20 protein-coding genes are annotated in these 24,366 nt (G+C 73.5%); 14 read left to right on the top strand and 6 right to left on the bottom strand.

Annotated features, from left to right (window positions below; genetic code table 11):
• Window positions 1-91: 91 nt before the first annotated feature.
• Window positions 92-970, bottom strand: a complete 879-nt coding sequence (locus C593_RS29110) for a DMT family transporter (protein ID WP_018846921.1) — start codon at window positions 968-970, stop codon at window positions 92-94.
• A 37-nt stretch (window positions 971-1,007) separates the two neighbouring features.
• Between C593_RS29110 and pdxR the strand changes: the two genes are divergently transcribed.
• Both pdxR and C593_RS0108735 read left to right on the top strand, forming a co-directional pair.
• Window positions 1,008-2,450, top strand: a complete 1,443-nt coding sequence (gene pdxR, locus C593_RS0108740) for a MocR-like pyridoxine biosynthesis transcription factor PdxR (protein WP_018846920.1) — start codon at window positions 1,008-1,010, stop codon at window positions 2,448-2,450.
• 354 nt (window positions 2,451-2,804) lie between these two features.
• Window positions 2,805-3,605, top strand: a complete 801-nt coding sequence (locus tag C593_RS0108735) for an exodeoxyribonuclease III (RefSeq protein ID WP_018846919.1) — start codon at window positions 2,805-2,807, stop codon at window positions 3,603-3,605.
• Between the two features lie 90 nt (window positions 3,606-3,695).
• Here the strand turns inward: C593_RS0108735 and C593_RS0108730 are convergent, their stop codons facing one another.
• Window positions 3,696-4,358 carry a MerR family transcriptional regulator gene (locus C593_RS0108730; RefSeq protein WP_026277496.1) on the bottom strand — a complete coding sequence of 221 codons (663 nt, stop codon included), beginning with the start codon at window positions 4,356-4,358 and terminating at the stop codon, window positions 3,696-3,698.
• A gap of 201 nt (window positions 4,359-4,559) precedes the next feature.
• Here C593_RS0108730 and C593_RS0108725 point away from each other — a divergent pair, with 201 nt between their 5' ends.
• The 3 genes from C593_RS0108725 to C593_RS0108715 are packed head-to-tail and all read left to right on the top strand — an operon-like array spanning window position 4,560 to window position 8,088.
• Window positions 4,560-6,143: a flavin-containing monooxygenase gene (locus C593_RS0108725; RefSeq protein ID WP_018846917.1), complete on the top strand. Its 1,584-nt coding sequence runs from the start codon at window positions 4,560-4,562 to the stop codon at window positions 6,141-6,143.
• Window positions 6,140-7,204 (top strand): alpha/beta fold hydrolase, encoded by a 1,065-nt coding sequence (locus C593_RS0108720; protein ID WP_018846916.1) that lies wholly within the window; start codon window positions 6,140-6,142, stop codon window positions 7,202-7,204. The genes C593_RS0108725 and C593_RS0108720 overlap by 4 nt, the downstream gene beginning before the upstream one ends.
• Window positions 7,201-8,088 (top strand): SDR family oxidoreductase, encoded by an 888-nt coding sequence (locus C593_RS0108715; RefSeq protein ID WP_018846915.1) that lies wholly within the window; start codon window positions 7,201-7,203, stop codon window positions 8,086-8,088. Before C593_RS0108720 ends, C593_RS0108715 begins: the two co-directional genes overlap by 4 nt.
• Before the next feature lie 92 nt (window positions 8,089-8,180).
• On the opposite strand, the gene C593_RS0108710 is transcribed toward C593_RS0108715, so the two are convergent.
• Entirely contained in the window at window positions 8,181-11,618 is a 3,438-nt protein-coding gene (locus C593_RS0108710) for a S41 family peptidase (protein ID WP_018846914.1), read from the bottom strand.
• Window positions 11,619-11,800: 182 nt separating this feature from the next.
• Here C593_RS0108710 and C593_RS0108705 point away from each other — a divergent pair, with 182 nt between their 5' ends.
• Window positions 11,801-12,379 carry a TetR/AcrR family transcriptional regulator gene (locus C593_RS0108705; RefSeq protein ID WP_018846913.1) on the top strand — a complete coding sequence of 193 codons (579 nt, stop codon included), beginning with the start codon at window positions 11,801-11,803 and terminating at the stop codon, window positions 12,377-12,379.
• Between the two features lie 320 nt (window positions 12,380-12,699).
• Window positions 12,700-14,868, top strand: a complete 2,169-nt coding sequence (locus tag C593_RS0108700; RefSeq protein WP_018846912.1) for an MMPL family transporter — start codon at window positions 12,700-12,702, stop codon at window positions 14,866-14,868.
• A gap of 254 nt (window positions 14,869-15,122) precedes the next feature.
• Here the strand turns inward: C593_RS0108700 and C593_RS0108695 are convergent, their stop codons facing one another.
• Window positions 15,123-15,470: an SsgA family sporulation/cell division regulator gene (locus tag C593_RS0108695; RefSeq protein WP_018846911.1), complete on the bottom strand. Its 348-nt coding sequence runs from the start codon at window positions 15,468-15,470 to the stop codon at window positions 15,123-15,125.
• A gap of 173 nt (window positions 15,471-15,643) precedes the next feature.
• Between C593_RS0108695 and C593_RS0108690 the strand changes: the two genes are divergently transcribed.
• The 7 genes from C593_RS0108690 to C593_RS0108660 all read left to right on the top strand — a co-directional run bounded on the left by C593_RS0108690 (window position 15,644) and on the right by C593_RS0108660 (window position 21,576).
• Window positions 15,644-16,747 (top strand): energy-coupling factor ABC transporter permease, encoded by a 1,104-nt coding sequence (locus C593_RS0108690; RefSeq protein WP_018846910.1) that lies wholly within the window; start codon window positions 15,644-15,646, stop codon window positions 16,745-16,747.
• A gap of 1 nt (window position 16,748) precedes the next feature.
• Window positions 16,749-17,510 (top strand): cobalt ECF transporter T component CbiQ, encoded by a 762-nt coding sequence (gene cbiQ, locus C593_RS0108685; RefSeq protein ID WP_018846909.1) that lies wholly within the window; start codon window positions 16,749-16,751, stop codon window positions 17,508-17,510.
• Window positions 17,498-18,313 carry an ABC transporter ATP-binding protein gene (locus tag C593_RS0108680; RefSeq protein WP_051093649.1) on the top strand — a complete coding sequence of 272 codons (816 nt, stop codon included), beginning with the start codon at window positions 17,498-17,500 and terminating at the stop codon, window positions 18,311-18,313. Before cbiQ ends, C593_RS0108680 begins: the two co-directional genes overlap by 13 nt.
• A gap of 85 nt (window positions 18,314-18,398) precedes the next feature.
• Window positions 18,399-18,869: a MarR family transcriptional regulator gene (locus tag C593_RS0108675; protein WP_026277495.1), complete on the top strand. Its 471-nt coding sequence runs from the start codon at window positions 18,399-18,401 to the stop codon at window positions 18,867-18,869.
• A complete protein-coding gene (locus tag C593_RS0108670) occupies window positions 18,866-19,342 on the top strand; it encodes an organic hydroperoxide resistance protein (protein ID WP_018846906.1) in 477 nt (158 codons plus the stop codon). Before C593_RS0108675 ends, C593_RS0108670 begins: the two co-directional genes overlap by 4 nt.
• Before the next feature lie 102 nt (window positions 19,343-19,444).
• Complete coding sequence (locus C593_RS0108665) at window positions 19,445-20,635, top strand: serine hydrolase domain-containing protein (RefSeq protein ID WP_037745220.1); 1,191 nt, start codon at window positions 19,445-19,447, stop codon at window positions 20,633-20,635.
• Between the two features lie 77 nt (window positions 20,636-20,712).
• Window positions 20,713-21,576, top strand: coding sequence for an SDR family oxidoreductase (locus tag C593_RS0108660; RefSeq protein ID WP_018846904.1), 864 nt, complete (start codon window positions 20,713-20,715; stop codon window positions 21,574-21,576).
• Here C593_RS0108660 and C593_RS30925 read toward each other — a convergent pair.
• Window positions 21,473-22,315, bottom strand: a complete 843-nt coding sequence (locus C593_RS30925; protein ID WP_199790012.1) for a DUF817 domain-containing protein — start codon at window positions 22,313-22,315, stop codon at window positions 21,473-21,475. The two genes, C593_RS0108660 and C593_RS30925, sit on opposite strands and share 104 nt — an antisense overlap.
• 318 nt (window positions 22,316-22,633) lie before the next feature.
• Complete coding sequence (locus tag C593_RS0108650; protein WP_026277493.1) at window positions 22,634-24,277, bottom strand: penicillin-binding transpeptidase domain-containing protein; 1,644 nt, start codon at window positions 24,275-24,277, stop codon at window positions 22,634-22,636.
• Window positions 24,278-24,366 lie beyond the last annotated feature (89 nt).

Below are 24,366 nucleotides of genomic sequence, written 5' to 3'. Positions count from 1 at the left end.
TCGCCACAGGCACCGAGACGGCCCCGGCTCCGTCGGCGGCCGAGCCGAGAACTGTCGGGCAGCCGCCCGAAGAGGGTTGCCGAAGGAGGGCTCACCCGCGGTGGCCGGCCACGACGAGCTCTGGCTCCTTGCTCGCGGTCAGGCCGACCAGCAGCCCGAGAAGAACGACGATCGCGCCGATCACGTGACCCGAAGTGGGCTCGCCGGTCCCGATCAGCGCGGTGACGCCTACGGCGCTGATGGGGATGAGGCTCGTGAACAGGCCGGCCCGCTCGGGGCCGATCGCGCTGACGGAGGTGAACCACAGCACATACGCACATGCGGTGACCACCACGCCGAGCCAGACCAGCGCCATCAGTTCACGCGTGTCGGGCACCGCGTACTGGCCCGTCGTGATCATGCCGATCAGGCAGAGGGGGACGGCTGCCACACACGCGTAGGTGGAGACGCGCAAGGGGCCAAGGGTCGCGAGCAGCGGCGTCGCGACCAGAGCAAAGGCGACCTCTCCGAACAGTGCCCCCACGGAGAGGGCCACGCCGAGGAGACTGGCGGACGAACCGAGGCCCTGCGCCACTGCGGCGCCGGCTGTGACGACCACGCCTGCGAGCAGGATGCGTCCACTCGGGGACGTCCTGGCCAGTAGTGGGGTTGTCAGGGCGATGACCACAGGTGCGCAGCCGACGATCACGCCGACCAGTGCCGGATCGGTATGCCGCTCGGCCGCCGCGACCGCGACATTGAAGCCGACCATTCCGATCGCGGCCAGCACGGCGATGCGCAGCCACTGCGGACCGGTCACCTTCGGAGGACGCTCGCCGTTACGGCGTTCCTGTCTCTTCAGGACGATCAGAAGCAAGGCTGCGGCGAGTGCGAACCGCAGTGCCTGACCAGCGTAGACGGGGAAGTGGCGGAGCAACCCCATTACGGCGACCGAGCTGCCGACCATGATCATCGCGGAAGCCGCGAACACGCTACCTCTCATCATGCGGCGAAGTTAGGATGGGGTAATGGACCGTCGCAAGAGCCAATCCGCAGGGCACTTCGAGGGACCAATTCGCAGGTGCTCGGCGGAGGAACTGCGCATCGCGCTCGGCGATCTGGAGGGTGGCGGTTCCGGCGGGCTGGCACTGCGGCTCATTGGCCTGCTGCGTGATCTGATTCGCACCGGAGACATGCCGTCGGGCACGCTCATGCCGCCCAGCCGGTCGGTGGCTGATGTGTTCGGCGTCTCCAGGGGCGTGGTCGTTGCCGCATATGAGCAACTGCTCGCCGAAGGTTTCCTTCTCGCACGCCAGGGTGCCGGTACGTGGGTCGCCGACTCGGTCACCAGAGCGAGCCCGGCACCGCCGCAGCTGTCGGCGCCGGCCCCGGTGGCCCGCCCCGGCCTGCCGGACTTGAGTGGCTTCCCCCGTACCAAATGGCTCGCCTCGTACCGGCACGCGCTCAGCACCATGGGCAACGCGGATCTGAGCTACGGGGACCCCCGGGGACATCAGAAGCTGCGTGTCGAGCTGGCTGGGCACCTGCGTCGTACGAGGGGCGCGGTGGTCGATCCGGAGCTGATGCTGGTGGTCAACGGAGTCGCCGAGGGGTTGGCGCTGCTCGCCGACGTACTGACGGCGACCGGTCGGCAGCGTATCGCCGTAGAGGACCCGGCCAGTCCTGGTACGCGCGACCTCATGGCCGGGCTGGGGCTCGACGTGGTCGGGATACCGGTGGATCACGAGGGCATCATGGTGGATTCCGTTCAAGAGCCGGGCCGGCTGGGTGCGGTCCTGCTCACGCCGGCGCATCAGTACCCGACCGGTGTGCTGCTGTCGGCTCCGCGCAGACGTGCTCTCATCGACCTGGCCCGTGCGCACGACGTCCTGCTCATCGAGGACGACTACGACGGCGCGTTCCGCTACAACCGCGACCCTGTCGGATGTCTGCAGGGCTTGGCCCCGGATGTGACCGTCCTGCTGGGCTCGGTCAGTAAGACTCTGGCCCCCGCGCTGCGGCTGGGCTGGATGACCGGCCCGCAGACCTGGCACCAACGCCTCGTGGAACGCCGTGCCACGACGAACGGGTCGGGGCAGGCGATGGACCAGTTGGCCTTCGCGCACATGCTGCTGACCGGCAACTACGACAGGCACGTCCGCCAGATGCGCCGCAACTACCATGCGCGGCGCTCGCACCTGGTCGCCGAACTCGCTGCTACCGCGTCAGACATCGTGGTGCGCGGCGACGCCAGTGGCCTGCACCTGCTGGCGGAGCTCCCACCCGGAGTGGATGAGTCGACCGTGCTGGCCTTGTTGCGCGGCAACGGATTCGACGTCCAGGGGCTCGCGGAATGCCGTCTGGTATCCCCGCCAGACGCGCGCGGCGGCCTGATCATCGGCTACGCAGCCCTCACGCCGGCCTCAATCACACGACTCGTCTCGCTCCTGGCCCAGGTCACCGGCTGCTGAACCGCTCTGCGAACCGCCCCGGCCTCGGTAGAGACGCCGGTTCGCCCTCGGACCGGCCGATCTCGCTCTCCACCAGGGCGTTGTCGTACGGGCGCTGACAGGTCCGGTCGACGCCGCGACGGCGGCCGGGTCCGGGCCTGTCGAACACGAGCGCTCTGTCCCGCGGTCGGCGGTGGCGCCGTGTGGTGATCTTTGGACCGCAGGGACAGCCTGTCGAGGCGGCTGCTGCACCAGGTCCCCGCTCGTGCGTGCCCCGACCGGGCCGCGAGTCGCGCGCCGGCCGGTGTGGGAACCTGGCCCGTGGGCCGACGGTTCCTGACCCCATGATGAACAGCCACTCTGCAGGAGCATGTTTTGATCACCGTGACTTCCGTGAACGTGAACGGTCTGCGGGCCGCCGCCAAGAAGGGCTTCGTGGAGTGGCTGGCCGGCACCTCCGCCGATGTCGTGTGCCTCCAGGAGGTGCGCGCCGAGAAGGAGCAGCTCCCCGCCGAGGTGCACAGCCCCGAGGGCTGGTCCACGGTCTTCGCGCCGTCCTCGGCCAAGGGCCGGGCGGGTGTGGCGCTCTTCACACGGCGGGAGCCGGACGCGGTCCGGACCGGCTTCGGCTCGGCCGAGTTCGACGGCAGCGGCCGGTACGTGGAGGCGGACCTGCCCGGTGTCACGGTCGCCAGCCTCTATCTGCCGTCCGGTGAGGCGGAGACCGAGAAGCAGGACGAGAAGGTCCGCTTCATGGACGAGTTCCTGCCGTACCTGAAGGGGCTGCGGGAGCGCGCGGCGGCGGACGGCCGCGAGGTCGTGGTCTGCGGCGACTGGAACATCGCCCACCAGGAGGCGGACCTCAAGAACTGGCGGGCCAACCGCAAGAGCGCGGGCTTCCTGCCGGAGGAGCGCGCCTGGCTCTCGCGGGTCTACGACGAGGCCGGGTACGTGGACGTGGTCCGCGCCCTCCACCCGGAGCAGGAGGGGCCGTACTCCTGGTGGTCCTACCGCGGGCGCGCCTTCGACAACGACACGGGCTGGCGCATCGATCTGCAGGTCGCGACGCCGGGGCTCGCGGAGCGCGCGGTGAAGGCGTGGGTCGAGCGGGCGGCGACGCACGCGGAGCGGTGGAGCGACCACGCGCCGGTGAGCGCGGTCTACCGCCTCGCCTGACCCGGCCCGCCCCGGACCCGTCGGGCGGGCCGGGGCAGGCACCGCCCTGAACCCGTCAGGCGGGCCCGGGTAGGCCCAGCCCCGGACCCGTCAGGCGGGTGCCGTCGGCCCCGGCGGGCGCGGTCCCGGCGCGCGCTCGCCCGCCAGGCGGCGGTCCATCGCCATGGATAGCTCCGCGTCGACCACGCTCTTGGCGAGCGGACGGAGCCGTTCCACGTCCGCCGCCCCGTCCGCGTGCTTCAGCATCACCTCGGCGAAGAGGTCGGCCAGCGCCTCGGCGTGCTCGCGGATGCGCACGCCCGCCTCCATGACCGCCGGGAGCGGGACGCCCTCGCGCACCAGCGCGGCCGAGACGTCCAGCAGGCGCCGGCTGACGTGCACGAGCTCGTCGCCGTCGACGGCCAGGTAACCCAGCTCCAGGGCCTTCGCCAGATTCTCCGGGGTGACCTCGCCCTCGAAGTGGTCGGCCAGCTCCTCCGGGGTGAGCCGGACCGGGGTCTCCTCGGTCGGCTCGACGAGTCCGAGGGCCTCGCCCACGTCTCGTCCGCTGTCGAACGTGGCGGCCAGGTCCGCGATGCCGTTGAGGGTGTGCCCGCGTTCCAGCAGGCCCGCGATGGTGCGCAGCCGGGCCAGGTGGTGGTCGTCGTACCAGGCGATCCGGCCCTCGCGGCGGGGCGGCGGTATGAGCCCCCGCTCGCGGTAGAAGCGCAGGGTGCGCACCGTGATGCCGGCCGCCTCGGCCAATTCCTCCATGCGGTACTCACGCGCTCCAGTCACACCGGAAGCCTATGTTGTACCGCCGGTAACTTGTCGGGTCCTACCCCTACCGCTCGGTATGCCGCTGCTCTACTCTCCCAACCATGCCAGTGATTGGTGGCAGCGTTTCCGTGGGGGCGTCGCCCCTCACGGAACGGCGACACGGGACGTTCGGCGGTTTCAGCGGGAGGCACAGGCATGACCGAGCAGCAGGAGCGGCAGCACGAGCACGTACGTGTGGCGGTGATCGGATCCGGCTTCGGCGGCCTCGGCGCCGCCGTCCGGCTGCGCCGCGAGGGGATCACCGACTTCGTGGTGCTGGAGCGGGCGGACTCCGTCGGCGGCACCTGGCGTGACAACAGTTACCCGGGCTGCGCCTGCGACGTGCCGTCCCACCTCTACTCGTTCTCCTTCGCGCCCAACCCCGAGTGGCCGCGGACCTTCTCCGGCCAGGAGCACATCCGGGCGTACCTGGAGCACGTCACGGACACCTTCCGGCTCCGCCCCCACCTGCGGCTCAACCACGAGGTGCTGCGGATGGAGTGGGACGCGGACACCGCCCGCTGGGAGATCGAGACCTCGCGGGGACGCTTCACCGCGCAGGTCGTGGTCTCCGCGACCGGGCCGCTCTCCGACCCCAGGACGCCGGACATCCCCGGTCTGGACACCTTCCCCGGGAAGGTCTTCCACTCGGCCCGCTGGGACCACGACTACGACCTGACCGGCAAGCGCGTCGCCATGATCGGCACCGGCGCCTCGGCGATCCAGATCGTGCCCGCGATCCAGCCGAAGGTCGCGAACCTGACGCTCTTCCAGCGGACCCCGCCGTGGGTCATGCCCCGGGTCGACCGCAGGATCTCGGGGGCCGAGCGTTGGCTGCACCGGCAGCTCCCGTTCACGGGCGCGGCCCGGCGCGGGCTGCTCTGGGGCATCCGGGAGCTCCAGGTCCAGGCGTTCACCAAGCGGCCGAACGAACTCGGCCTGGTGGAGCGGCTCGCCAAGGCGAACATGGCCAAGTCCATCAAGGACCCGGCGCTGCGGGCCAAGCTGACGCCCGACTACCGCATCGGCTGCAAGCGCATCCTGCTCTCCAGCACCTACTACCCGGCGATCGCCCAGCCCAACGTGGACGTGGTCGCCTCCGGGCTGAGCGAGGTGCGCGGTTCGACCGTGGTGGCGGCGGACGGGACGGAGGCCGAGGTCGACGCGATCGTCTTCGGCACCGGCTTCCACGTCACCGACATGCCGATCGCGGACCGGGTGGTGGGCGCCGACGGGATCACGCTGGCGGAGGCGTGGAAGGACGGCATGGAGTCGCTGCGCGGCGCGACCGCGGCCGGGTTCCCCAACTGGATGACCATCATCGGCCCCAACACGGGCCTCGGGAACTCCTCCATGATCCTGATGATCGAGTCCCAGCTGAACTACATGGCCGACTACCTGCGCCAGTTGACCGTCCTCGGCGAGAACAGCGTGCTCTCCGCCCGGGCCTCGGCCGTGCACGCGTGGAACCGGCGGGTGCAGGAGCGCATGAAGCGCACGGTGTGGAACACCGGCGGCTGCACCAGCTGGTACCTGGACGCGAGCGGCCGCAACACCACGATCTGGCCGGGCACGACCACCGAGTTCCGCAACGCCACCCGGCGGGTGGACCTGTCCGAGTACGAGGTCGTGCGCCGGCCCCGCCCCGCCGCCGTCCCGGCCGCGGCCCCCGCGTCCGCGACGGACGAGGCGTCCGCGACGGGCAGGGCCGGCCGGGCCGGCAAGGAGGCCGTGGCATGAGCAGGCTGCTGAAGCGGGCGGGGGCACCGCCCGTCCCCGCGCACGAGCTCACCGCCGTCTCTGCCGACGGCTCGCACCTCCACGTGGAGGTGCACGGCCCCGAGGGCGCTCCGACCGTGGTCCTCGCGCACGGCTGGACCTGCTCCACCCACTTCTGGGCGGCCCAGATCCGGGACCTCGCGGCCGACCACCGGGTGGTCGCCTACGACCAGCGCGGCCACGGCCGCACCCCGGCGGCCGAGGTCGGCACGGAACGGCTCGCGGACGACCTGGAGGCGGTGCTCCGTACCGTCCTCGCACCGGGCGAACGGGCCGTGGTCGCGGGCCACTCCATGGGCGGTATGACCATCATGGCGGCGGCGACCCGCCCCGCCTTCCGCGAGCACGCCGCCGCGGTGCTGCTGTGCAGCACGGGCAGCGCCCGGCTGGCCGACGAGTCGCTGGTGGTGCCGCTGCGGCCGGGTCCGCTGCGCAGCCGGCTCACCCACCTGGTCCTGGGCGCCAGGGCGCCCCTCGGGCCGGTCACACCCGTCTCCCGCGCCATCCTCAAGTACGCCACGATGGGGCCCGGTTCGGCGCCGGAGCGGGTCGACGCCTGCGCCCGCATCGTGCACGCCTGCCCGCGCCGGGCCCGGGTGGACTGGTCGCAGGTGCTCGGCGATCTCGACCTGGACGAGGGCGTGCGCGCGCTCGACCTGCCCGTCATCGTCCTGGCCGGAACGGTGGACCGGCTGACCCCGCTGGTGCACGCCAAGCGGCTCGCGCTCGACCTCCCGCAGTGCCGGGAACTCGTCGAGCTGGCGGGCATGGGGCACATGACCCCGGTGGAGGCGCCGGAGGCGGTCACCGCGAAGATCCGCGAACTCGTGCGCGTGGCAGGGCTGTCGGCGGGTGGGGCGGAGGCCCACGGGCCGGACGCCGGCGGGTCGGAGGCCCACGGGCCGGACGCCGGCGGGTCGCCCGGCGGCGGTTCGGCCGGGGTACCGGGACAACGGGTGTCCGGCGGCGCGCCGGGGACGACGAGGGCCGGCGGGGCGCCGGCCGAGGAGGAGGCAGCATGAGCAGGCAGAGCCTCGACGGACAGGTCGCGGTCGTCACGGGCGCCGCGCGCGGCGTCGGCGAACTGCTGGCCCGCAAGCTCTCGGCGCGCGGCGCCAAGGTGGCGCTGGTCGGCCTGGAGCCGGACGAGCTGAAGAAGGTCGCGGCCCGGCTGCACAGCGACTGCGACCACTGGCACGCGGACGTCACCGACCACGAGGCCATGGCCCGGGTCGCCCGGGAGGTGAAGGAGCGCTTCGGCAAGGTGGACGTCGTGGTCGCCAACGCGGGCGTGGCCGCCGGCGGGCCGTTCCTCGACTCCGACCCGGTGGCGTGGCGGCGGGTGATCGAGGTCAATCTGATCGGCAGCGCGGTGACCGGACGGGCCTTCCTGCCGGTCCTGCTGGAGAGCCGCGGCTACTTCCTCCAGATAGCCTCCCTCGCCGCGATCACGCCCGCGCCGATGATGTCCGCGTACTGCGCGTCCAAGTCGGGCGTGGAGGCGTTCGCGCACAGCCTGCGCGCCGAGGTCGGTTACCGGGGGGTGAAGGTCGGCGTCGGCTATCTGTCCTGGACGGACACGGACATGGTGCGCGGCGCGGACCAGGACGACGTGATGCGCGAGCTGCGGCAGCGGCTGCCGTGGCCGTCGAACCGGACGTACCCGCTCGGCCCGGCCGTGGACCGGATCGTCTCAGGCATCGAGCGGCGCTCGGCCCATGTGTACGCGCAGTGGTGGCTGCGCGGGATGCAGTCGGTGCGCGGGTATCTGCCGGGGCTGATCGCGACGGTGGGGCAGCGGGAGATGCGCCGCTTCGAGCCGCGGCTGGCCACCGTCCCGACCGGCCTGGTGGGGGCGGGCGGAGCCGCCGACGAGGCGGAACGCCCGGCGGACGCGCCCGCCTGAGACGCCCGCCTGACGGCACGGGTCGGTTCCCGCGCCGGGGCCGGGTGTGCGGGGGGCCCGCGCACCCGGCCCCGGGCCGTGCGCCGCCCCCGTCAGTCGCGCGGGGGCAGCTTCGGGCGGCGCAGGTCCGGGACCGCCGAGTGGTCCGGGGGCTCCGCCGCCGGGCTGGACCGCAGCAGGTCCAGCGCCAGCCGGATCGCGTCGTCCATGTCCGTGTGACGGCCCTCCGCCCAGTCCAGCGGGGTGCGCAGCGCGTCCAGATCCGGTTCCACGCCGTGGTTCTCCACGGACCAGCCGTACGCGTCGAACCAGGCCGCGTTCATCGGCACCGTGATCACCGTGCCGTCGATCAGCCGGTGACGGCCCGTCATCCCGACCACCCCGCCCCAGGTCCGGGTGCCCACCACCGGTCCGAGGCCCAGGAGTTTGAACGCCGCCGTGATCATGTCCCCGTCGGAGGAGGTCGCCTCGTCGGCGATGGCGACGACCGGGCCGCGCGGCGCGTTGGAGGCGTAACTGACCGGCTGGGCGTCCCGGGTGAGGTCCCAGCCGAGGATCTTCCGGGTCAGCTTCTCGATCACCAGCTCGCTGATGTGGCCGCCCGCGTTGCCGCGCACGTCCACGATCAGGGCCGGGCGGGACACCTCCAGGCGCAGGTCGCGGTTGAACTGCGCCCAGCCCGAGCCGCCCATGTCGGGGATGTGCAGGTAGCCGCACTTGCCGCCGCTCAGCTCCCGGACCACGTCCCGCCGCTTGGCCACCCAGTCCTGGTATCGCAGCGGGCGTTCGTCGATCAGGGGCACCACCGCCACCCGGCGCGGCCGCGCGCCGGGACCCGCCGTGCCCGGAGCCGGGCCCGCGTCCGGGCCCGCGCCATCGTCCGAAGCCACCGCCGCCCCGCCCGAGGGCGCGGCCGAGCCATCGTCCGAAGCCACCGCCGTGCCCCCGCCCGCCTCCGCCGGGAGGAAGGTCAGCTCCACCGTGGTGCCGCCCGCCGCCGCGAGCATCGGGTAAGGCCCGGTGACCGGGTCCACCGGGCGGCCGTCGACATGGGTGAGCACCGCGCCCTCGCGGATGCCCGTGCCGGCCAGCGGGGAGCGCGCCTTGGAGTCGGAGGACTCGCCGGGCAGGATGCGCTTCACCACCCACTTCCCGTCCCGGCAGACCAGGTTGGCGCCGAGCAGGCCCATCGCCCGCTGGTAGTGGGCCGGCCCCTCGTTGCGCCGTCCGGCGGTGACATAGGCGTGGGAGGTGCCCAGTTCGCCCATCACCTCCCGCAGCAGGTCCGCGAACTCGTCGGGGGAGGAGACCCGTTCGACCAGTGGCCGGTACTGGGCGAGCACCCCGTCCCAGTCGATCCCGCACAGGTCCGGGTCCCAGAAGTACGCGCGGATGATGCGGCCCGCCTCGTCGAAGGCCCCCCGCCACTCGGCGGGCGGGTCCACCTCGTGCAGGATGCGGCGCATGTCGAGGTAGACGGTGGAGTCGCTGTCGCCGGACTCGGTGGCGGGCACCGCGCGCAGCTCGCCCTCGTCCACCACGACCAGCCGGCTGCCGTCGCCGCTGACCGCGAACCAGTCCAGATGGTCGACGAGTTCGGTCCTGCGCGCCTTGGCCAGGTCGAAGTGCTCCAGGGTCGGACGCCCGGAGGTGTCCGCGGGGTTGGCGAAGGTCTCGCCCAGCGCGCCCGAGATCGGCCAGCGCAGCCACACCAGCCCGCCGCCGCTCACCGGGTGCAGCGCCGAGTACTTGGACGCGGCGACCGGGAAGGGCACCACCCGGCTCTCCAGCCCCTCGGTCTCCACCATCACCGTCCCGTCCCCCGCCTCCCCGCCGCCGAGCGGATCGAGACCGCCCGCCGCCGGACGCCCCTCCGGGGTGAGCGCGAAGGGGGACGGGGTCGCCGAGGACAGCGGGACCAGGTACGGGCGGCAGCCGAGGGGGAAGGACAGGTCGCCGGTGTGCACGTCGTACACCGGGTCGAAGCCGCGCCAGGAGAGGAAGGCGAGGTAGCGGCCGTCGCTGGTGAAGACCGGGTTCTCGTCCTCGAAGCGGCCGTTGGTGACGTCCACGATCGTGCGGTCCGCGATCCGGGCCATCTTGATCTGGCGCAGGGAGCGGCCGATACCCGGGTGGGACCAGGTCAGCCACCCGCCGTCGGGGGAGAACGCCAGGTCGCGGACGGGGCCGTTGAGCGAGCGGATCAGCTCGGTCACCTCGCCGGTGCCCTCCTCGTCCGCGTCGACCAGGAGCAGCCGCCCGTCGTGCGAGGCCACCGCGATCCGGTCCCCGTCCGGGTCCGGGACCAGTTCCAGGACCCTGCCGAGTCGGCCCTCGGCGAGGCGGCGGGCCGGCCGGTCGCCGGTGGCGCGGGGCAGGGAGGCGATCTCGACGGCGTCCTCGCCGCCCGCGTCGGTGACATAGGCGACCTGGCCGCCGCTGCCCAGCATCCCGGGCAGCCGGACCCGGACGCCGGGGGTGTCCGCGATGGTGCGGGCGGGGCCGTCGCGGTGGGTGAGCCAGTACAGGCTGCCGCGCACCCCGACGGCGCTGGCCCGGCCGGTCTCGTCGACCGAGAGCGCGTCCACGTGCGCGGCGGCCGGGACCTGGTACGGGCGGCGCCCGGCGCGCTGGCCGCCGAGGCGGACCTCCAGCTTCCGGGGCTCGGAGCCGGGGGTGAGCGCGTCGACGATCCACAGGTCGCCCGCGCACTGGTAGACGACCCGGCGGCCGTCGCTGGCGGCGTGGCGGGCGTAGAAGGCGTCGTGGTCGGTGTGGCGGCGCAGGTCGGTGCCGTCCGGCAGGCAGGAGTAGAGGTTGCCCACACCCTCGTGGTCGGAGAGGAAGGCGATGCGCCCGCCCTCCTCCGGCGCCCAGCGGTCCGCGCCCGGCCCGCGGACGAACATCGGGGAGTCGAGGTGCCCGTCCAGATCGGGCAGCAGCCGCTCGCCGTGCAGCCAGAGCCGGCCCGTCGCCCCGCCGCGGTAGCGCTTCCAGGCGGCGGGCTCGTGCGGCGGCTTGCCGGTCAGCAGCAGGGTGCGCCGCTCGCAGCCCGCGCCACCGGCCTGGGAGGGGCCCTCGGCCACGTCCGTCACGGCGATGTCCGCGACCGGGCCCCAGGGCAGCCGCCCGCCGGGGGCGCCGTCCACGGAGAGGCTGTAGGCCCAGGAGAAGTACGAGAAGGGCTGGCCGTGCGAGGAGACCGCGAGGATCTGGCCGTCGGGTGTCCAGCCGCAGACCCGGGTGTCGGTGGAGCCCCAGTAGCTGAGCCGCCTCGCCGGCCCGCCGTCCACCGGCACGAGGTGGACCTCGGGGTCGAGGCTGCGCCAGTTCGTGTAGGCGATGCCGGTGCCGTCGGGGGAGAAGCGGGGATGGCCCACCCGGGTGCGGTCCACCGTCAACCGCCAGGCGCGGCCGGGCCGCTGCCCCTCCGGGACCAGGGGGGCGACCCACAGATCGTCCTCGGCGGCGAAGCACAGCAGGTCCTCGTGCAGATGCGGGAAGCGGAGATACGCGGCGTCGTCACTCACCCCCCAATGCTTTCCGGGGGCCCGGGGCGCGGCAACTCGCGGGCGTGTCGCGCCGCCGGGCCGCGGGGTGACCCAGTCCACAAGCGAAACGGTTTCGTTTCGCGGGAGGGATGGGCTACCGTCGTCGTGTACGAAACGGTTTCGTTCAGTTGGCGTCCGCGCCCGGGACGTGAGGAGGCGGCATGGCGACACCACGCAGCCGGCTCACCCCCGAACGCGAGGCGGAGCTGTACGACGCCGTGCTCGACCTGCTGCGCGAGGTCGGCTACGACGCCCTCACCATGGACGCCGTCGCCGCCCGGACGCGGGCCAGCAAGGCCACCCTCTACCGCCAGTGGGGGAGCAAGGCCGAACTGGTCGTCAAGGCCATGCGGCACAGCAAGCCCGTCCATGCGGCCGACGTCGACACCGGGTCCCTGCGCGGGGACTTGGAGGCGATGATCGATCGCACGGACGACTGTCAGATGGAGAAGGACTCCGCGCTGATGCGGGGCCTCTTCCAGGCCGTCCACACGTCACCCGACCTCCACCAGGCGCTGCGCGAACTGCTGGTCGAGCCCGAGATGACCGGGCTGGACGCGGTGCTGCGCAGAGCGGTCGAGCGGGGCGAGGTCCGCCAGGACCACCCGGCTCTGCCCTATGTCGTCCATATGCTCATCGGCGCGTTCGTCACCCGCGAACTCATCGAGGACCGGATCCCCGACCGCGCCTTTCTGAGCGAGTACCTGGACGCCGTCGTCCTGCCCGTCCTGCACACCTGATCCACCTGCTCCATCCGATCCGCCTGATCCGCCTGATCCATCCGATCCGCCTGATCCAAAGACCCGCCGGAGTCTCCCCGCTCCGGCCCCGGAGTCTCCCCGCTCCGGACAGCACCCGGAGTGCCCGTCCCCGCCTCCGGTGCCGCGGAGCTCCCCGTCTCCGCACCGTCCCCCGGATCCCGCACGACCCGGATCCCGCAAGTCCGCTTCCCCGAAGCACCAGGCACCAGGCACCAAGCACCCGCAGCACCTGACGCGCCGCTCTCGTCGTCGGGCCGGCTCCCCCTGCCCTGTTCACCTCACACACGGGAGTAGCCCTCGTGGCCTCGTTCCTCTACAAACTCGGCCGGCTGGCGTTCCGGCGCCGCCGACTCGTCGCCCTGCTGTGGGTGGCCCTGCTGGCGATCGCCGGCACCGGCGCGGCCATGGCGCCCGCCGCGACCTCCTCGTCCTTCTCGATCCCAGGCACCGAGGCGCAGCGCGCCTTCGACCTGCTGGAGGAACGGTTCCCCGGCGGCAGCGCCGACGGAGCCACCGCCCGGGTCGTCTTCAAGGCCCCCGAGGGGCAGAAGATGACCGACGCCGGCCCGAAGGCCGAGGTGGCCGACGCGGTCGCCGCGCTGAAGTCCGGCTCCGACCAGATAGCCCAGGTCACCGACCCCTACGCCGTCAAGGCCGTCTCGCAGGACGGCTCGACCGCGTACGTCTCCGTCACCTACAAGGTCAACTCGATGGAGCTGACCGACGAGACCCGCGACGCGCTGACGAAGACCGGTGAGGAGGCCCGGGCGGACGGGCTGACGGTCGAGATCGGCGGCGACGCGCTCCAGGCCATTCCGCACACCGGAGCGGGCGAGATCATCGGCGTCATCGTCGCCGGGATCGTCCTGGTGATCACCTTCGGCTCGCTGGTCGCGGCCGGGCTGCCGCTGCTGACCGCGATCATCGGCGTCGGTATCGGCATCTCCACGATCACCGCCCTGGCGAACGTGCTGGACCTCGGCACCACCACCTCGACCCTCGCGATGATGATCGGCCTCGCGGTCGGCATCGACTACGCGCTGTTCATCGTCTCCCGCTACCGCGCCGAACTGGCCGAGGGCCGGGAGAGGGAGGAGGCCGCCGGGCGGGCCGTCGGCACCGCCGGATCGGCCGTGGTCTTCGCCGGTCTGACCGTGGTCATCGCCCTGGTGGGCCTCGCGGTGGTCAACATCCCGATGCTCAGCAAGATGGGCTTCGCCGCCGCCGGCACCGTGGTCATCGCCGTCCTGATCGCCCTCAGCCTGATCCCGGCGCTGCTCGGCTTCGCCGGGGACAAGGTGGTCGGCCGGAAGGTCCGGCAGGGCAAGCAGGTCTCCGACAAGCCCAACGCCGGTACCCGCTGGGCCCGGTTCGTGCTCCGGCGCCCGGTCGCGGTGCTGCTCGTCGGCGTGGTCGGCCTCGGCGCCGTCGCGGTACCGGCCGCTTCCCTGGAGGTCGGCCTGCCCGACGACGGCTCCCAGCCGGTCAGCACCACCCAGCGCAAGGCGTACGACCTGCTCTCCGACGGCTTCGGTCCCGGCTTCAACGGTCCGCTGATGGTCGTGGTCGACGGCGACAAGGCCGAGGCCGACCGCACGGTGGAGACCGTCAAGGGTATGGACGGGGTCGCCGCGGTCACCCCGCCGACCCCGAACAAGGCCGGCGACACCTCGATGATCACGGTGGTCCCGAAGGACCGCCCGTCCTCGGTGGAGACCGAGGACCTGGTCCACGAGATCCGGGAGAAGAGCGGCGACAACGTCTACGTCACCGGTGCCACCGCGATGAACACCGACTTCTCGCAGAAGATGAACGACGCCCTGCTGCCCTATCTGGCGCTCGTGGTGGGCCTGGCGTTCCTGCTGCTGATGGTCGTGTTCCGCTCGGTGCTGGTGCCGCTGAAGGCCGCTCTCGGCTTCCTGCTCTCGGTGGTCGCCGCGCTCGGCGCGGTCGTGGCGGTCTTCCAGTGGGGCTGGCTGGGCTCGGTGTTCGGCGTCGAGCAGACCGGTCCGATCATGTCGATGATGCCGATCTTCATGATCGGTGTGGTCTTCGGTCTCGCCATGGACTACGAGGTCTTCCTGGTGACGCGGATGCGCGAGGCGTACGTGCACGGCGAGCGGCCCGGCGAGGCGATCGTCACCGGCTTCCGCCACGGGGCCCGGGTGGTCACGGCCGCGGCGGTCATCATGATCGCGGTGTTCTCGGGCTTCATCGGCTCCAGCGAGCAGATGATCAAGATGATCGGCTTCGGTCTCGCGATCGCGGTGGTCTTCGACGCCTTCGTCGTCCGGATGGCGATCGTGCCGGCGGTGCTGGCGCTGCTCGGCCGCAAGGCGTGGTGGCTGCCGCGCTGGCTGGACCGGGTCCTGCCGGACCTGGACGTGGAGGGCGACAAGCTCCACAAGGCGGAGCCCGGCGACGGCTCCGACGAGCCCGACGAGGACCGGGAACTGGTCCGCGTCTGACCCCACCCGGTGCGGGCCGGCCCGTCCGGCCCGCACCCCTGGACTCCGGGAGTCCCGGCGGGCCGGCAGGCCGCCGGGGGCCGGCTCCGGACGGACCGCGCGGTCCGTCCGGAGCCGGAGGAGCGAGCTCCCGGACGACGCGGCGGCACCGTGGGGACGGGGGCCGCCGCGTAGCGAGAAGGCCGTTTCCGCGGGACCCCGGGGTCCCGCGGAAACGGCCTTGCTTCGTGGTCGGGAGCGTCGAGCGGGCGCGGTCAGCCCCTGGCGGCGGCGGTCGTCACCGCGTCGGTGTGGCGGAGGAAGCGCTTCAGGGTCTTCGCGTCGAACTGGACCACGGCGACGCCGTCGCTCGTGTGGAACTCGACGACCGCCTGCACCCGGCCGCACGGCCAGACCTCCACCTCCCCGCGCCGGACCGGGGCCTTCAGCCCGGCCTCCAGCAGCTCGCGGGGGAAGGTCCACTCCCGGCCGCTCGGGAACGCGAAGCAGACGGACTGCGGGTCCGCGACCGGGTCGTAGCGGAGGGACACCCGGACGGCGCGGTGCTGGGGAGCGTCGGTGACGATCCGACCTCGGGCGTGCTCTGTGACGGCGGGGGACATCGACCGGCTCCTCACACTCGTCTGCTTTATCCTCTAATGTCCCATATTTTGCGCGGAGTGCTCGACCCGCTCCTGAGGGGCATGTTCATCTGTGACCTCTGCGCTCTTGCGAGTCCTTTGCAACAGGTCTCTATCATTGGACGGTTGTACTTCTGTCCGGAGCGGAGGCGCACATGCATGTCCCCGACGGATTCATCGACGCACCGGTCTCGGTCGCGGCGGGCGTGGTCGCCGCCGGCGCCGTCGCCGTGAGCCTCCGCGGCGCCCGCCGCGAGCTGGGCGGGGAGCCGGCCGGGCCGATCGGCGGCGAACGCACCGCGCCCCTCGCCGGCCTGGTCGCCGCCTTCGTCTTCGCCGTGCAGATGCTCAACTTCCCGGTCGCCGCCGGCACCAGCGGACACCTCCTCGGCGGTGCGCTCGCGGCGATCCTGGTCGGCCCGTACACCGGGGTGCTCTGCATCTCCGTCGTCCTGCTGATGCAGGGCGTCCTCTTCGCCGACGGCGGCCTCACCGCCCTCGGCGTGAACATCGTGCTCATGGGCATCGTCACCGTGCTCGTCGCCTGGGGCGTCTTCCGCGGTCTGACCGCCCTCCTGCCGCGCACCCGGCGCTCCGTGGTCGTCGCCTCCTTCGTCGCCGCCCTGCTCTCCGTCCCCGCCTCCGCGGCGGCCTTCGTCCTGCTCTACGCGCTCGGCGGGGTCACCGAGGTCCCGATCGGCTCGGTGCTCGCCGCCATGACCGGCGTGCACGTCCTCATCGGGATCGGGGAGGCGGTGATCACCGCACTGACCGTGAGCGCCGTCCTCGCGGTCCGGCCCGACCTGGTGTACGGCGCCCGGGGACTTGCCGCCCCGCTGAAGCTGCGCGTCGGCGGGGAACTGGTCGACGCCCCGGCCGCCGAGCCCGCCCCGGCGCGCGCCCGCTCGCCCCGCAAGGTCTGGACCGGGGGTCTCGTCGCCTCCCTGGTCCTGGCCGGCTTCGTCTCCTTCTACGCCTCCGCCAACCCCGACGGTCTGGAGCGGGTCGCCTCCGACAAGGGCTTCGACAGGTCCGTCGAGGAGCACCACACCGCCGACTCGCCCCTCGCCGACTACGCGGTCGCGGACATCACCGACCCACGCCTCTCCGGCGGCGTCGCCGGGGTGATCGGCGTCGGCGCGACCGTCGTCGCCGGCACCGGCGTCTTCATCGTGGTGCGCCGCCGCCGGACCGGCTCCGGGGGCGGCGGCGGGCAGCCGGGGAGCGGGGACCGGGACACGGCCGGAAGCTCCGCCTGACATGGGAGCCGGGCACGCGCACGCCCTCCATGTGCCACGGGACTCGCCCGTGCACCGGCTCCCCGCGCACTGCAAGCTCGTCGCCGTCCTGTGCTTCGTGCTGATCGTCGTCTCCACCCCGCGCCAGGCGGTCTGGGCCTTCGGCCTGTACGCGGCGCTGCTCGCCGGGGTCGCCGTGCTCGCCCGCGTCCCGCCCGGCCATCTGCTGAAGCGGATGCTGGTGGAGGTGCCCTTCGTCGCCTTCGCCCTGCTGATGCCGTTCGTGGTGCCCGGCGAGCGGACCGAGGTGCTGGGGGTGGCGCTGAGCGTGCCCGGACTGTGGGGCGCGTGGAACATCCTGGCCAAGGGCACCCTCGGCGTCGCCGCCTCCGTGCTGCTGGCCTCCACCACCGAACTGCGCTCCGTGGTCGCCGGCCTCCAGCGGCTGCGGCTGCCGTCCCTGCTGGTCCAGATCGTCTCGTTCATGATCCGCTACGGGGACGTGATCGCCGGGGAGCTGCGCCGGATGTCCGTCGCCCGGCGCTCGCGCGGCTTCGAGGCACGGGGGGTACGGCACTGGGGTGTGCTCGCCAAGTCGGCCGGGGCGCTGTTCATCCGCAGCTACGAGCGCGGGGAGCGGGTGCACCTCGCGATGGTCAGCCGCGGCTACACCGGCGCGATGCCCCTGCTCGACGAGGCGGGGGCGAGCCGGGCGCAGTGGGCGTACGCGGCCGTGCTGCCCGCGCTCGCGCTGGTGGTCTGTCTGCTGGGATGGTCCCTGTGACCGACGAACCGACGCGTGAGCCCGCGCCGCCCCGGGGCCCCGCCGCGCCGCCCTCGCTTGAGGTGCGGGGCCTTGCGTACGCCTATCCCGACGGGCACCAGGCCCTGTTCGGGGTCGACCTCACCGTGGCGCGGGGCGAGCGGGTCGCCCTCCTCGGCCCGAACGGCGCGGGCAAGACCACCCTCGTCCTCCACCTCAACGGCATCCTGACCGGCGGGGTCGGCACGGTCGCCGTCGCCGGGCTGCCCGTCGAGCGGCGCCACCTCGCCGAGATCCGCCGCCGGGTCGGCATCGTCTTCCAGGACCCGGACGACCAGCTCTTCATGCCCACGGTCCGCGAGGACGTCGCCTTCGGACCGGCGGCGGGCGGGCTGCGCGGGGCGGAGCTGGAGAAGCGGGTCATGGCCGCGCTGGACCGGGTCGGCATGGCGGAGTTCGCCGACCGCCCCCCGCACCACCTCTCCTTCGGGCAGCGCCGCCGGGTCGCGGTGGCGACGGTGCTGGTGATGGAACCGGAGATCCTGGTCCTGGACGAGCCCTCCTCCAACCTGGACCCGGCCTCCCGGCGCGAACTGGCCGACATCCTGCGGGCCTTGGACGTCACCGTGCTGATGGTCACCCACGACCTCCCGTACGCCCTGGAGCTGTGCCCCCGCGCGGTCGTCCTCAGTGAGGGCGTGATCGCGGCGGACGGCCCGACCGGTGAACTCCTCCGCGACGCCGAGCTGATGCGGGCGCACCGGCTGGAGCTGCCGTTCGGCTTCGACCCCCGGTCCGTGCGTGCCCCGGCGGCCGGTCCCTGAGAACGGGCGTCCGGCCGGCCCCTGGGAACGGGCGTCCGGCCGGTCCGTGGGAACGGCCGGGCTGCCGGTCCGTGAGAATGGGCGGGTGACTGACGACCGGACGACGGCGGGGGAGCAGCCCGTCTCCCTGCTCCTCGACGACCAGCTCTGCTTCGCCCTGTACGCGGCCCAGCGCGCGGTGACCGCCGCCTACCGGCCGCTCCTCGCCGAACTGGGCCTCACCTACCCCCAGTACCTGGCGATGCTCGTCCTCTGGGAACGCGGCGAGGTGCCCGTCAAGGAACTCACCGCCGCGCTCCGCCTGGACTACGGGACGGTCTCGCCGCTGCTCAAGCGGCTGGAGTCGGCCGGGCTGGTGCGGCGGGAACGCTCGGCCGCCGACGAGCGCTCGGTGCGGCTGGTCCTCACCGAGGAGGGTGCGGCGCTCCGCGGGCGGGCGGAGTGTGTCCCGGCCGGGCTGATGCGCAGCACCGGGCTCGGGGGCAAGGAGATCGCCCGGCTGCGCACCGAACTGCGGCGGCTGGCCGAGGCCGCGACGGCGGAGTCGGGCGCGTGAGCGAGCAGACCGGCGGCGAGCGGATCGACACCCGCCCGGACACCCCCGGCACCCGGCCCACCACCATCCTCCATGTGGCGGAGGCGACCGCGCACGGCGGGCGGGAAGGCTATGTCACCAGCCACGACGGGCAGATCGACCTGCGGGTCGCGATGCCCGTCGCCCTCGGCGGGGACGGCGACGGCACCAACCCCGAGCAGCTCTTCGCGGCCGGCTACAGCGCCTGCTTCCACAACGCCCTGGTCCTCGTGGGCCGCCGCGCCGGACTCGATCTCAGCGGCTCCACCGTCGCCGCCAAGGTCGGCATCGGCCCCAACGACGCGCGCGGCTACGGGCTGGCCGTGGCGCTCAGCGTCTCCCTGCCGCTCGTCGACCAGGACCTCGCCACCCGCCTGGTCTCGGCGGCGCACCAGGTCTGCCCGTACTCCAACGCCGTCCGGGACAACATCGACGTCTCCATCGTCCTGAGCTGACGCCCGGGTCCGGAGGGCGGGGGCCGGGGCCGGGTGCCTCCGCTTCCGCTGCCCCCGCCCCCGGAAGCGGAGGTTCCCCGGGGGCGTTGCACCATGGGGGAGATGGACGGCAGCGAAGGAGCAGACGTGGTGGACGTCCGGGGCACGGCGGCCGGGGGCTACGAGGCGGTCGCCGACGCCTTCGTGCGCAACTTCGAGCAGCGCGGCGAGCGCGGCGCGGCCGTCGCCGTCTACCGGCACGGCCGGAAGGTGGTCGACCTCTGGGCCGGCACCCGGGACGTGGACGGCGCCGAGCCGTGGGCCGTGGACACCGCGCAGATCGTCCGCTCCGCAACCAAGGGCGTCGCCGCCGCCGTGGTCCTCCTGCTCCACCAGCGCGGCCAGATCGACCTGGACGCGCCCGTCGGCACCTACTGGCCGGAGTTCAAGGCGGCCGGCAAGGAGCGCCTGCTCGTCCGCCACCTCCTCTCCCACCGGGCCGGACTGCCCGTCCTGGACCGGCCGCTCACCCCGGCCGAGGCCCTGGACGGGGTATCCGGACCGGCGGCCCTCGCCGCGCAGGCGCCCGTCTGGGAGCCGGGCGCCGAGCACGGCTACCACGCGCACACCTACGGCTGGCTGCTGGGCGAACTGGTGCGCCGGGTCACCGGGCGGACCATCGGCCGCTGGGTCGCCGAGGAGATAGCCCGGCCGCTGGGGCTCGACTTCTGGATGGGCCTGCCCGCCGAGGAGGCCCACCGCGTCGGCCGGATCGGTCCCGTCGCCGAGCCCGCCCCGGCCGCCGGGGGCGGGCTGCGGCTGCGCCCCAAGCGCTCGGTCGCGGCGGCCTACGAGGACACGGAATCGCTCACCCGGCGGGCCTTCTCGGCGATCCGGCCGCTGCCGGACGAGAACGACCCCGCGTACCGGGCCGCGGGCCTGCCCGCCTCGGGCGGGATCTCCACCGCCCGCGCCCTGGCCCGCTTCTACGCGGCCACGATCGGCGAGGTCGACGGCGGCGCGCGGCTGTTCGCGCCCGCCACGCTGACCCTCGCCCGCACCGAGGAGTCCGCGGGGCCGGACCGGGTCCTCGTCGTCGCCACCCGCTTCGGCCTGGGCTTCATGCTGCACGGGCCCGCCGCCCCGCTGCTGGGCCCCGGGTCCTTCGGGCACCCCGGCCGCGGCGGCTCCCTCGGCTTCGCCGACCCGGAGTCGGGCATCGCGCTCGGCTACGTCACCAACGGGATGCGCAAGGGAGTCACCGCCGACCCCCGTGCGCAGGCGCTGATCCGCGCGGTACGTTCCACGCTGTGACCCCGGGCGCCCGGGGCGGTCGACGCACGGGCGCGGGGACACGAGGCGGGCGACGGCACGAGGGCAGGGGTGCGGACGTGGGGCGTTTCGAGGGGTACGGGGCGATCGTCACGGGCGGGGCGCGCGGTATCGGCGCGGCCACCGTCCGCCGGCTGGCGGCGGAGGGCGCACGGGTGCTGGTCGCCGACGTCGACGCGGACGCGGCGAAGGAGACGGCCTCGGCCGTCGACGGCGCCGAGGCGTACCGCGTGGACGTGGCGGACCGGGACTCGGTCGAGGCGGCCGTCGCGTACGCGGCCGGGACCTTCGGCTCGCTGGACGTCCTCGTCAACAACGCGTTCTCCGCGCTGGACCACCAGGGCCCGTTCGAGGAACTGCCGGACGAGGGCTGGGCCCGGGACATCGACATCTGCCTCGGCGGCGCGATGCGCTGCGCGCGGGCCGCCCTGCCGTACCTGGCCGGGGGCGGCCCGGCGGAGCGGGGCGCGCCGGGGCGGGTGGCGTCCGGTGGGCCGGGTTCGCAGGGTCGGGGTGCGTCCGGGCGGGGCGCGATCGTGAACATCGGGTCCGTCAACGCCGAGCAGTCCTTCGGCGGACACGCCTACAGCGCCGCCAAGGCCGGCCTCGCCTCGCTGACCCGGACCCTGGCGGGCGAGGCGGCCCCGCGCGGGGTGCGCGTCAACCAGGTCAACCCCGGGACCGTGCGCACCCGTGCCTGGGAGGGGCGGGCCGACGTCCTCGACGCGCTGGCCGAGGTCTACCCGCTGGGCCGGGTCGGGGAGCCCGAGGACATCGCGGCGGCCGTCGCCTTCCTCGCCTCCCGGGACGCGGCCTGGATCACCGGCACCACTCTGCGGGTCGACGGCGGGCTGCTGGCGGTCCACACGGGCTTCCACCGGGCGGTGGAGCGAGCGTCCGGCCCGGACCCGGAGCGTCCGTGACCGGGCCGGGGGTGCGGCCCGGGGCCCGGGCCACCAGCACGAAGGTGACCGTGATCAGCAGCGCCCACGCGCCGACCTTGGCCACCGACACCGGCTCCCAGCCGTCCAGTTGGTGCGGGTAGCTCCAGGCGCCCGCCCAGGTCGCCGCGTTCTCGGCGACCCAGAGGAAGAAGCCGATCAGCACGAAGGACAGCGCCAGCGGCATCCGGTGGTCCTCCGCGCCGACGCGGAAGCGCACCCAGGTGCCCGCGGTCGCCGCCAGCAGCAGGGCGGCGAGCACCCAGCGGGCGTCGGGCAGCCAGTGGTGGCTGAAGAAGTTGACGTAGACCGCCGCCGCGAGAGGCGCCATCAGGCGCGGGCGGTAGCCGGTCAGCCGCAGGTCGAACAGCCGCCAGGCACGGCAGACATAGCTGCCCACGGCGGCGTAGAGGAAGCCGCCGTAGAGCGGCACGCCGCCGACCTTGGTCCACGCCTCCTCGGGGTAGCTCCAGGAACCCATCCGCACCTTGACCAGCTCGAAGAGCAGCCCGATGGCATGGCAGGCGGCGATCACGGCGACGTCCCTGGTGCTGTCCCAGCCCAGGCGCCAGGCGAGGACGGTCAGTCCGATGCCGTAGAGGAGGAGCAGGTCGTAGCGGGGGAGGGGGAGCCCGGGGAGCATCCCCGACACGGCGATGCCGCCGACGAGCGCGACGGCGAAGGCGCAGCAGCGGGCCTCCAGCACCGTGAAGCGGAGCAACCGGCCACCCCGGCGCGCGAGGGCGGCCCGGGCGCGGGGCGCGCGGCTGCCCTTCCCGCCGGGGGCGCGCGGGCCGCGCGTCGCGCCGGGGGCGGTTGCTGCCGTCGGGGTGGTCGTGGCCGCCGGGGTGGTTCGTGTCGTGGTGGCGCGCTCCCCGGGGGCGGTGCCGTCGGTTCTCCGTGTGCTGCCCATGCGGGGAGGGACGCGGTGGGTGCCGGACCGGTTCACGGGGTTCACGGGGTGCACGGGGGTCACAGGGTTCACGGGGTGCGGGGCGGAGCCGTGCTTCCTACCGTGACCGCTCCCGCCCGCACGGGCTCACCGCGCCCGGAGGACCGTCGCCACCGCGTCGCCCGCCGCGTCGCCGCCGTGCCCGCCCGCCGTCACCACGGCCGCCGCCGCGAGGTCGCCCGCGTAGCCGGTGAACCAGGCGTTGGAGTCGCCCTGGCCGTCCACCTCCGCCGATCCGGTCTTCGCGCCCTTCACCCCGGCGACGGAGGCCATCGCCCGGGCACCCGTCCCGTTGCCGGTCGCGGCCGCCTGCATCAGCTGCCGCAGGGTGGCCGCGGTACCGGCCGGCAGCGGCTGTGCGGTGGCCAGTTCGCGGCCGTCGAGGGACTGCGGGACGATCACGGGCTGGCGGAAGCCGCCGTTCTTCACGGTGGCCGCGATGGACGCCATGTTGAGCGCGTTCATCTGGATGCGGCCCTGACCGATGTAGGACGCGGCGGTCTCCGAGCCGGTGGAGGCCGGCACGGAGCCGTCCCGGGTCACCACGCCGGAGCGCCACTCCAGCCCGATGCCGAAGTACTTCCGCGCGGTCTCGCCCAGCGCCGTGCCGGAGGCCCCGGATCCGAGCGGCTTCACCGGCTTGATGAAGGTGGTGTTGCAGGAGCGGGCGAAGGCGCTGCGCAGCGTCGCGTTCGGGACCTCGAACTTGTCGAGGTTCTGGAACTCGCGCTCCCAGGTGACGGTCGGCGGGCATTCGACGGGCGAGTCGGCGCCCCGGACCAGCCCCCGGTCCAGCATCATCGCCGCCGTCACGATCTTCATCGTGGAGCCGGGTGCCTGGCCGCCCTGGAGCGCGGTGTTGAAGCCGCCTCCCGGGTTGTTGGCGACGGCCCGGATGCGCCCGGTGCTGGGCTCCACAGCGACGACGGACGCCTTGGCGTACCGTTTCACCGCCTGCTCGGCGGCGGCCTGCACCCCCGCGTCCAGGTAGGTCTCGACCCGGCCCGGCTCGCCCTTCGTCAGTGTGAGCAGGGGCTTGTCCGGGCGGCTGCCGTCGGCGGAGGTGACCACCAGCTCGACACCGGCGGTCCCGCCCGCCGCGGCGCCGTACTTCTCCCGCAGCTCGTCCAGGACCCCGCCGAGGGAGGGGAACTTCTCCTTCGTCAGCTCGACGCCGTTCCGGTCGACCGCCTTGATCGGCGGCGCGGCCGACTCGGAGGTCCGCAGTGACGTTCCCTCGCCGAGTTCCGGGTGCACCACGGACGGCTTCCAGTCCACCAGCGCCCGGCCGGTGGTGAGCCCGCGGACGACGGTCAGCGAGGAGGAGTACGTGAGCGGCTCGCTCACGCCCTCATAGGCGACGGTCGCCTTCACCGTGAACGGCACCTGCGCGCCCGTCGCCTGCCCGGGCGTGATCACCGCCTCGGTGATGTGCGCCTCCGCCGCGTACCCGCTGAGCAGCGGCTCGGCGGCGGCCGCGTTGTTGGTGAGCTGCGCGGCCTTCGGTCCGTCCCCGGCGGCCCACGCGGCGAGGAAGCCCTTGGCGGTCGCCTCGATCTCCCCGGCGTCCGGCGGCCCGGTCTTCCTCGGCGCGGGGGCGGACCGCGTGGACACCTGCCCGTCCCCGCCGCCGGTCATCCCCTCGAAGAGGTTCCACCCCGCGTACCCGACACCGGTCGCCACCACGGCGAACACGCCGCCCACGACGGCGACTTTCGCTCCGCTGCGCATGACTGTGCAGCCCCCTCCCCAGAGTGCGTGCGCCGCGCCGCCGTGACCGTTCCCTGTGAACACGTTCAAGAAAGCGCGTACGGCCGCAC

It is taken from the genome of Streptomyces sp. CNT372, assembly GCF_000377145.1.
The sequence above is the reverse complement of the archived record's forward strand: the minus strand, read 5'-3'. Positions and strand labels throughout refer to the sequence as shown.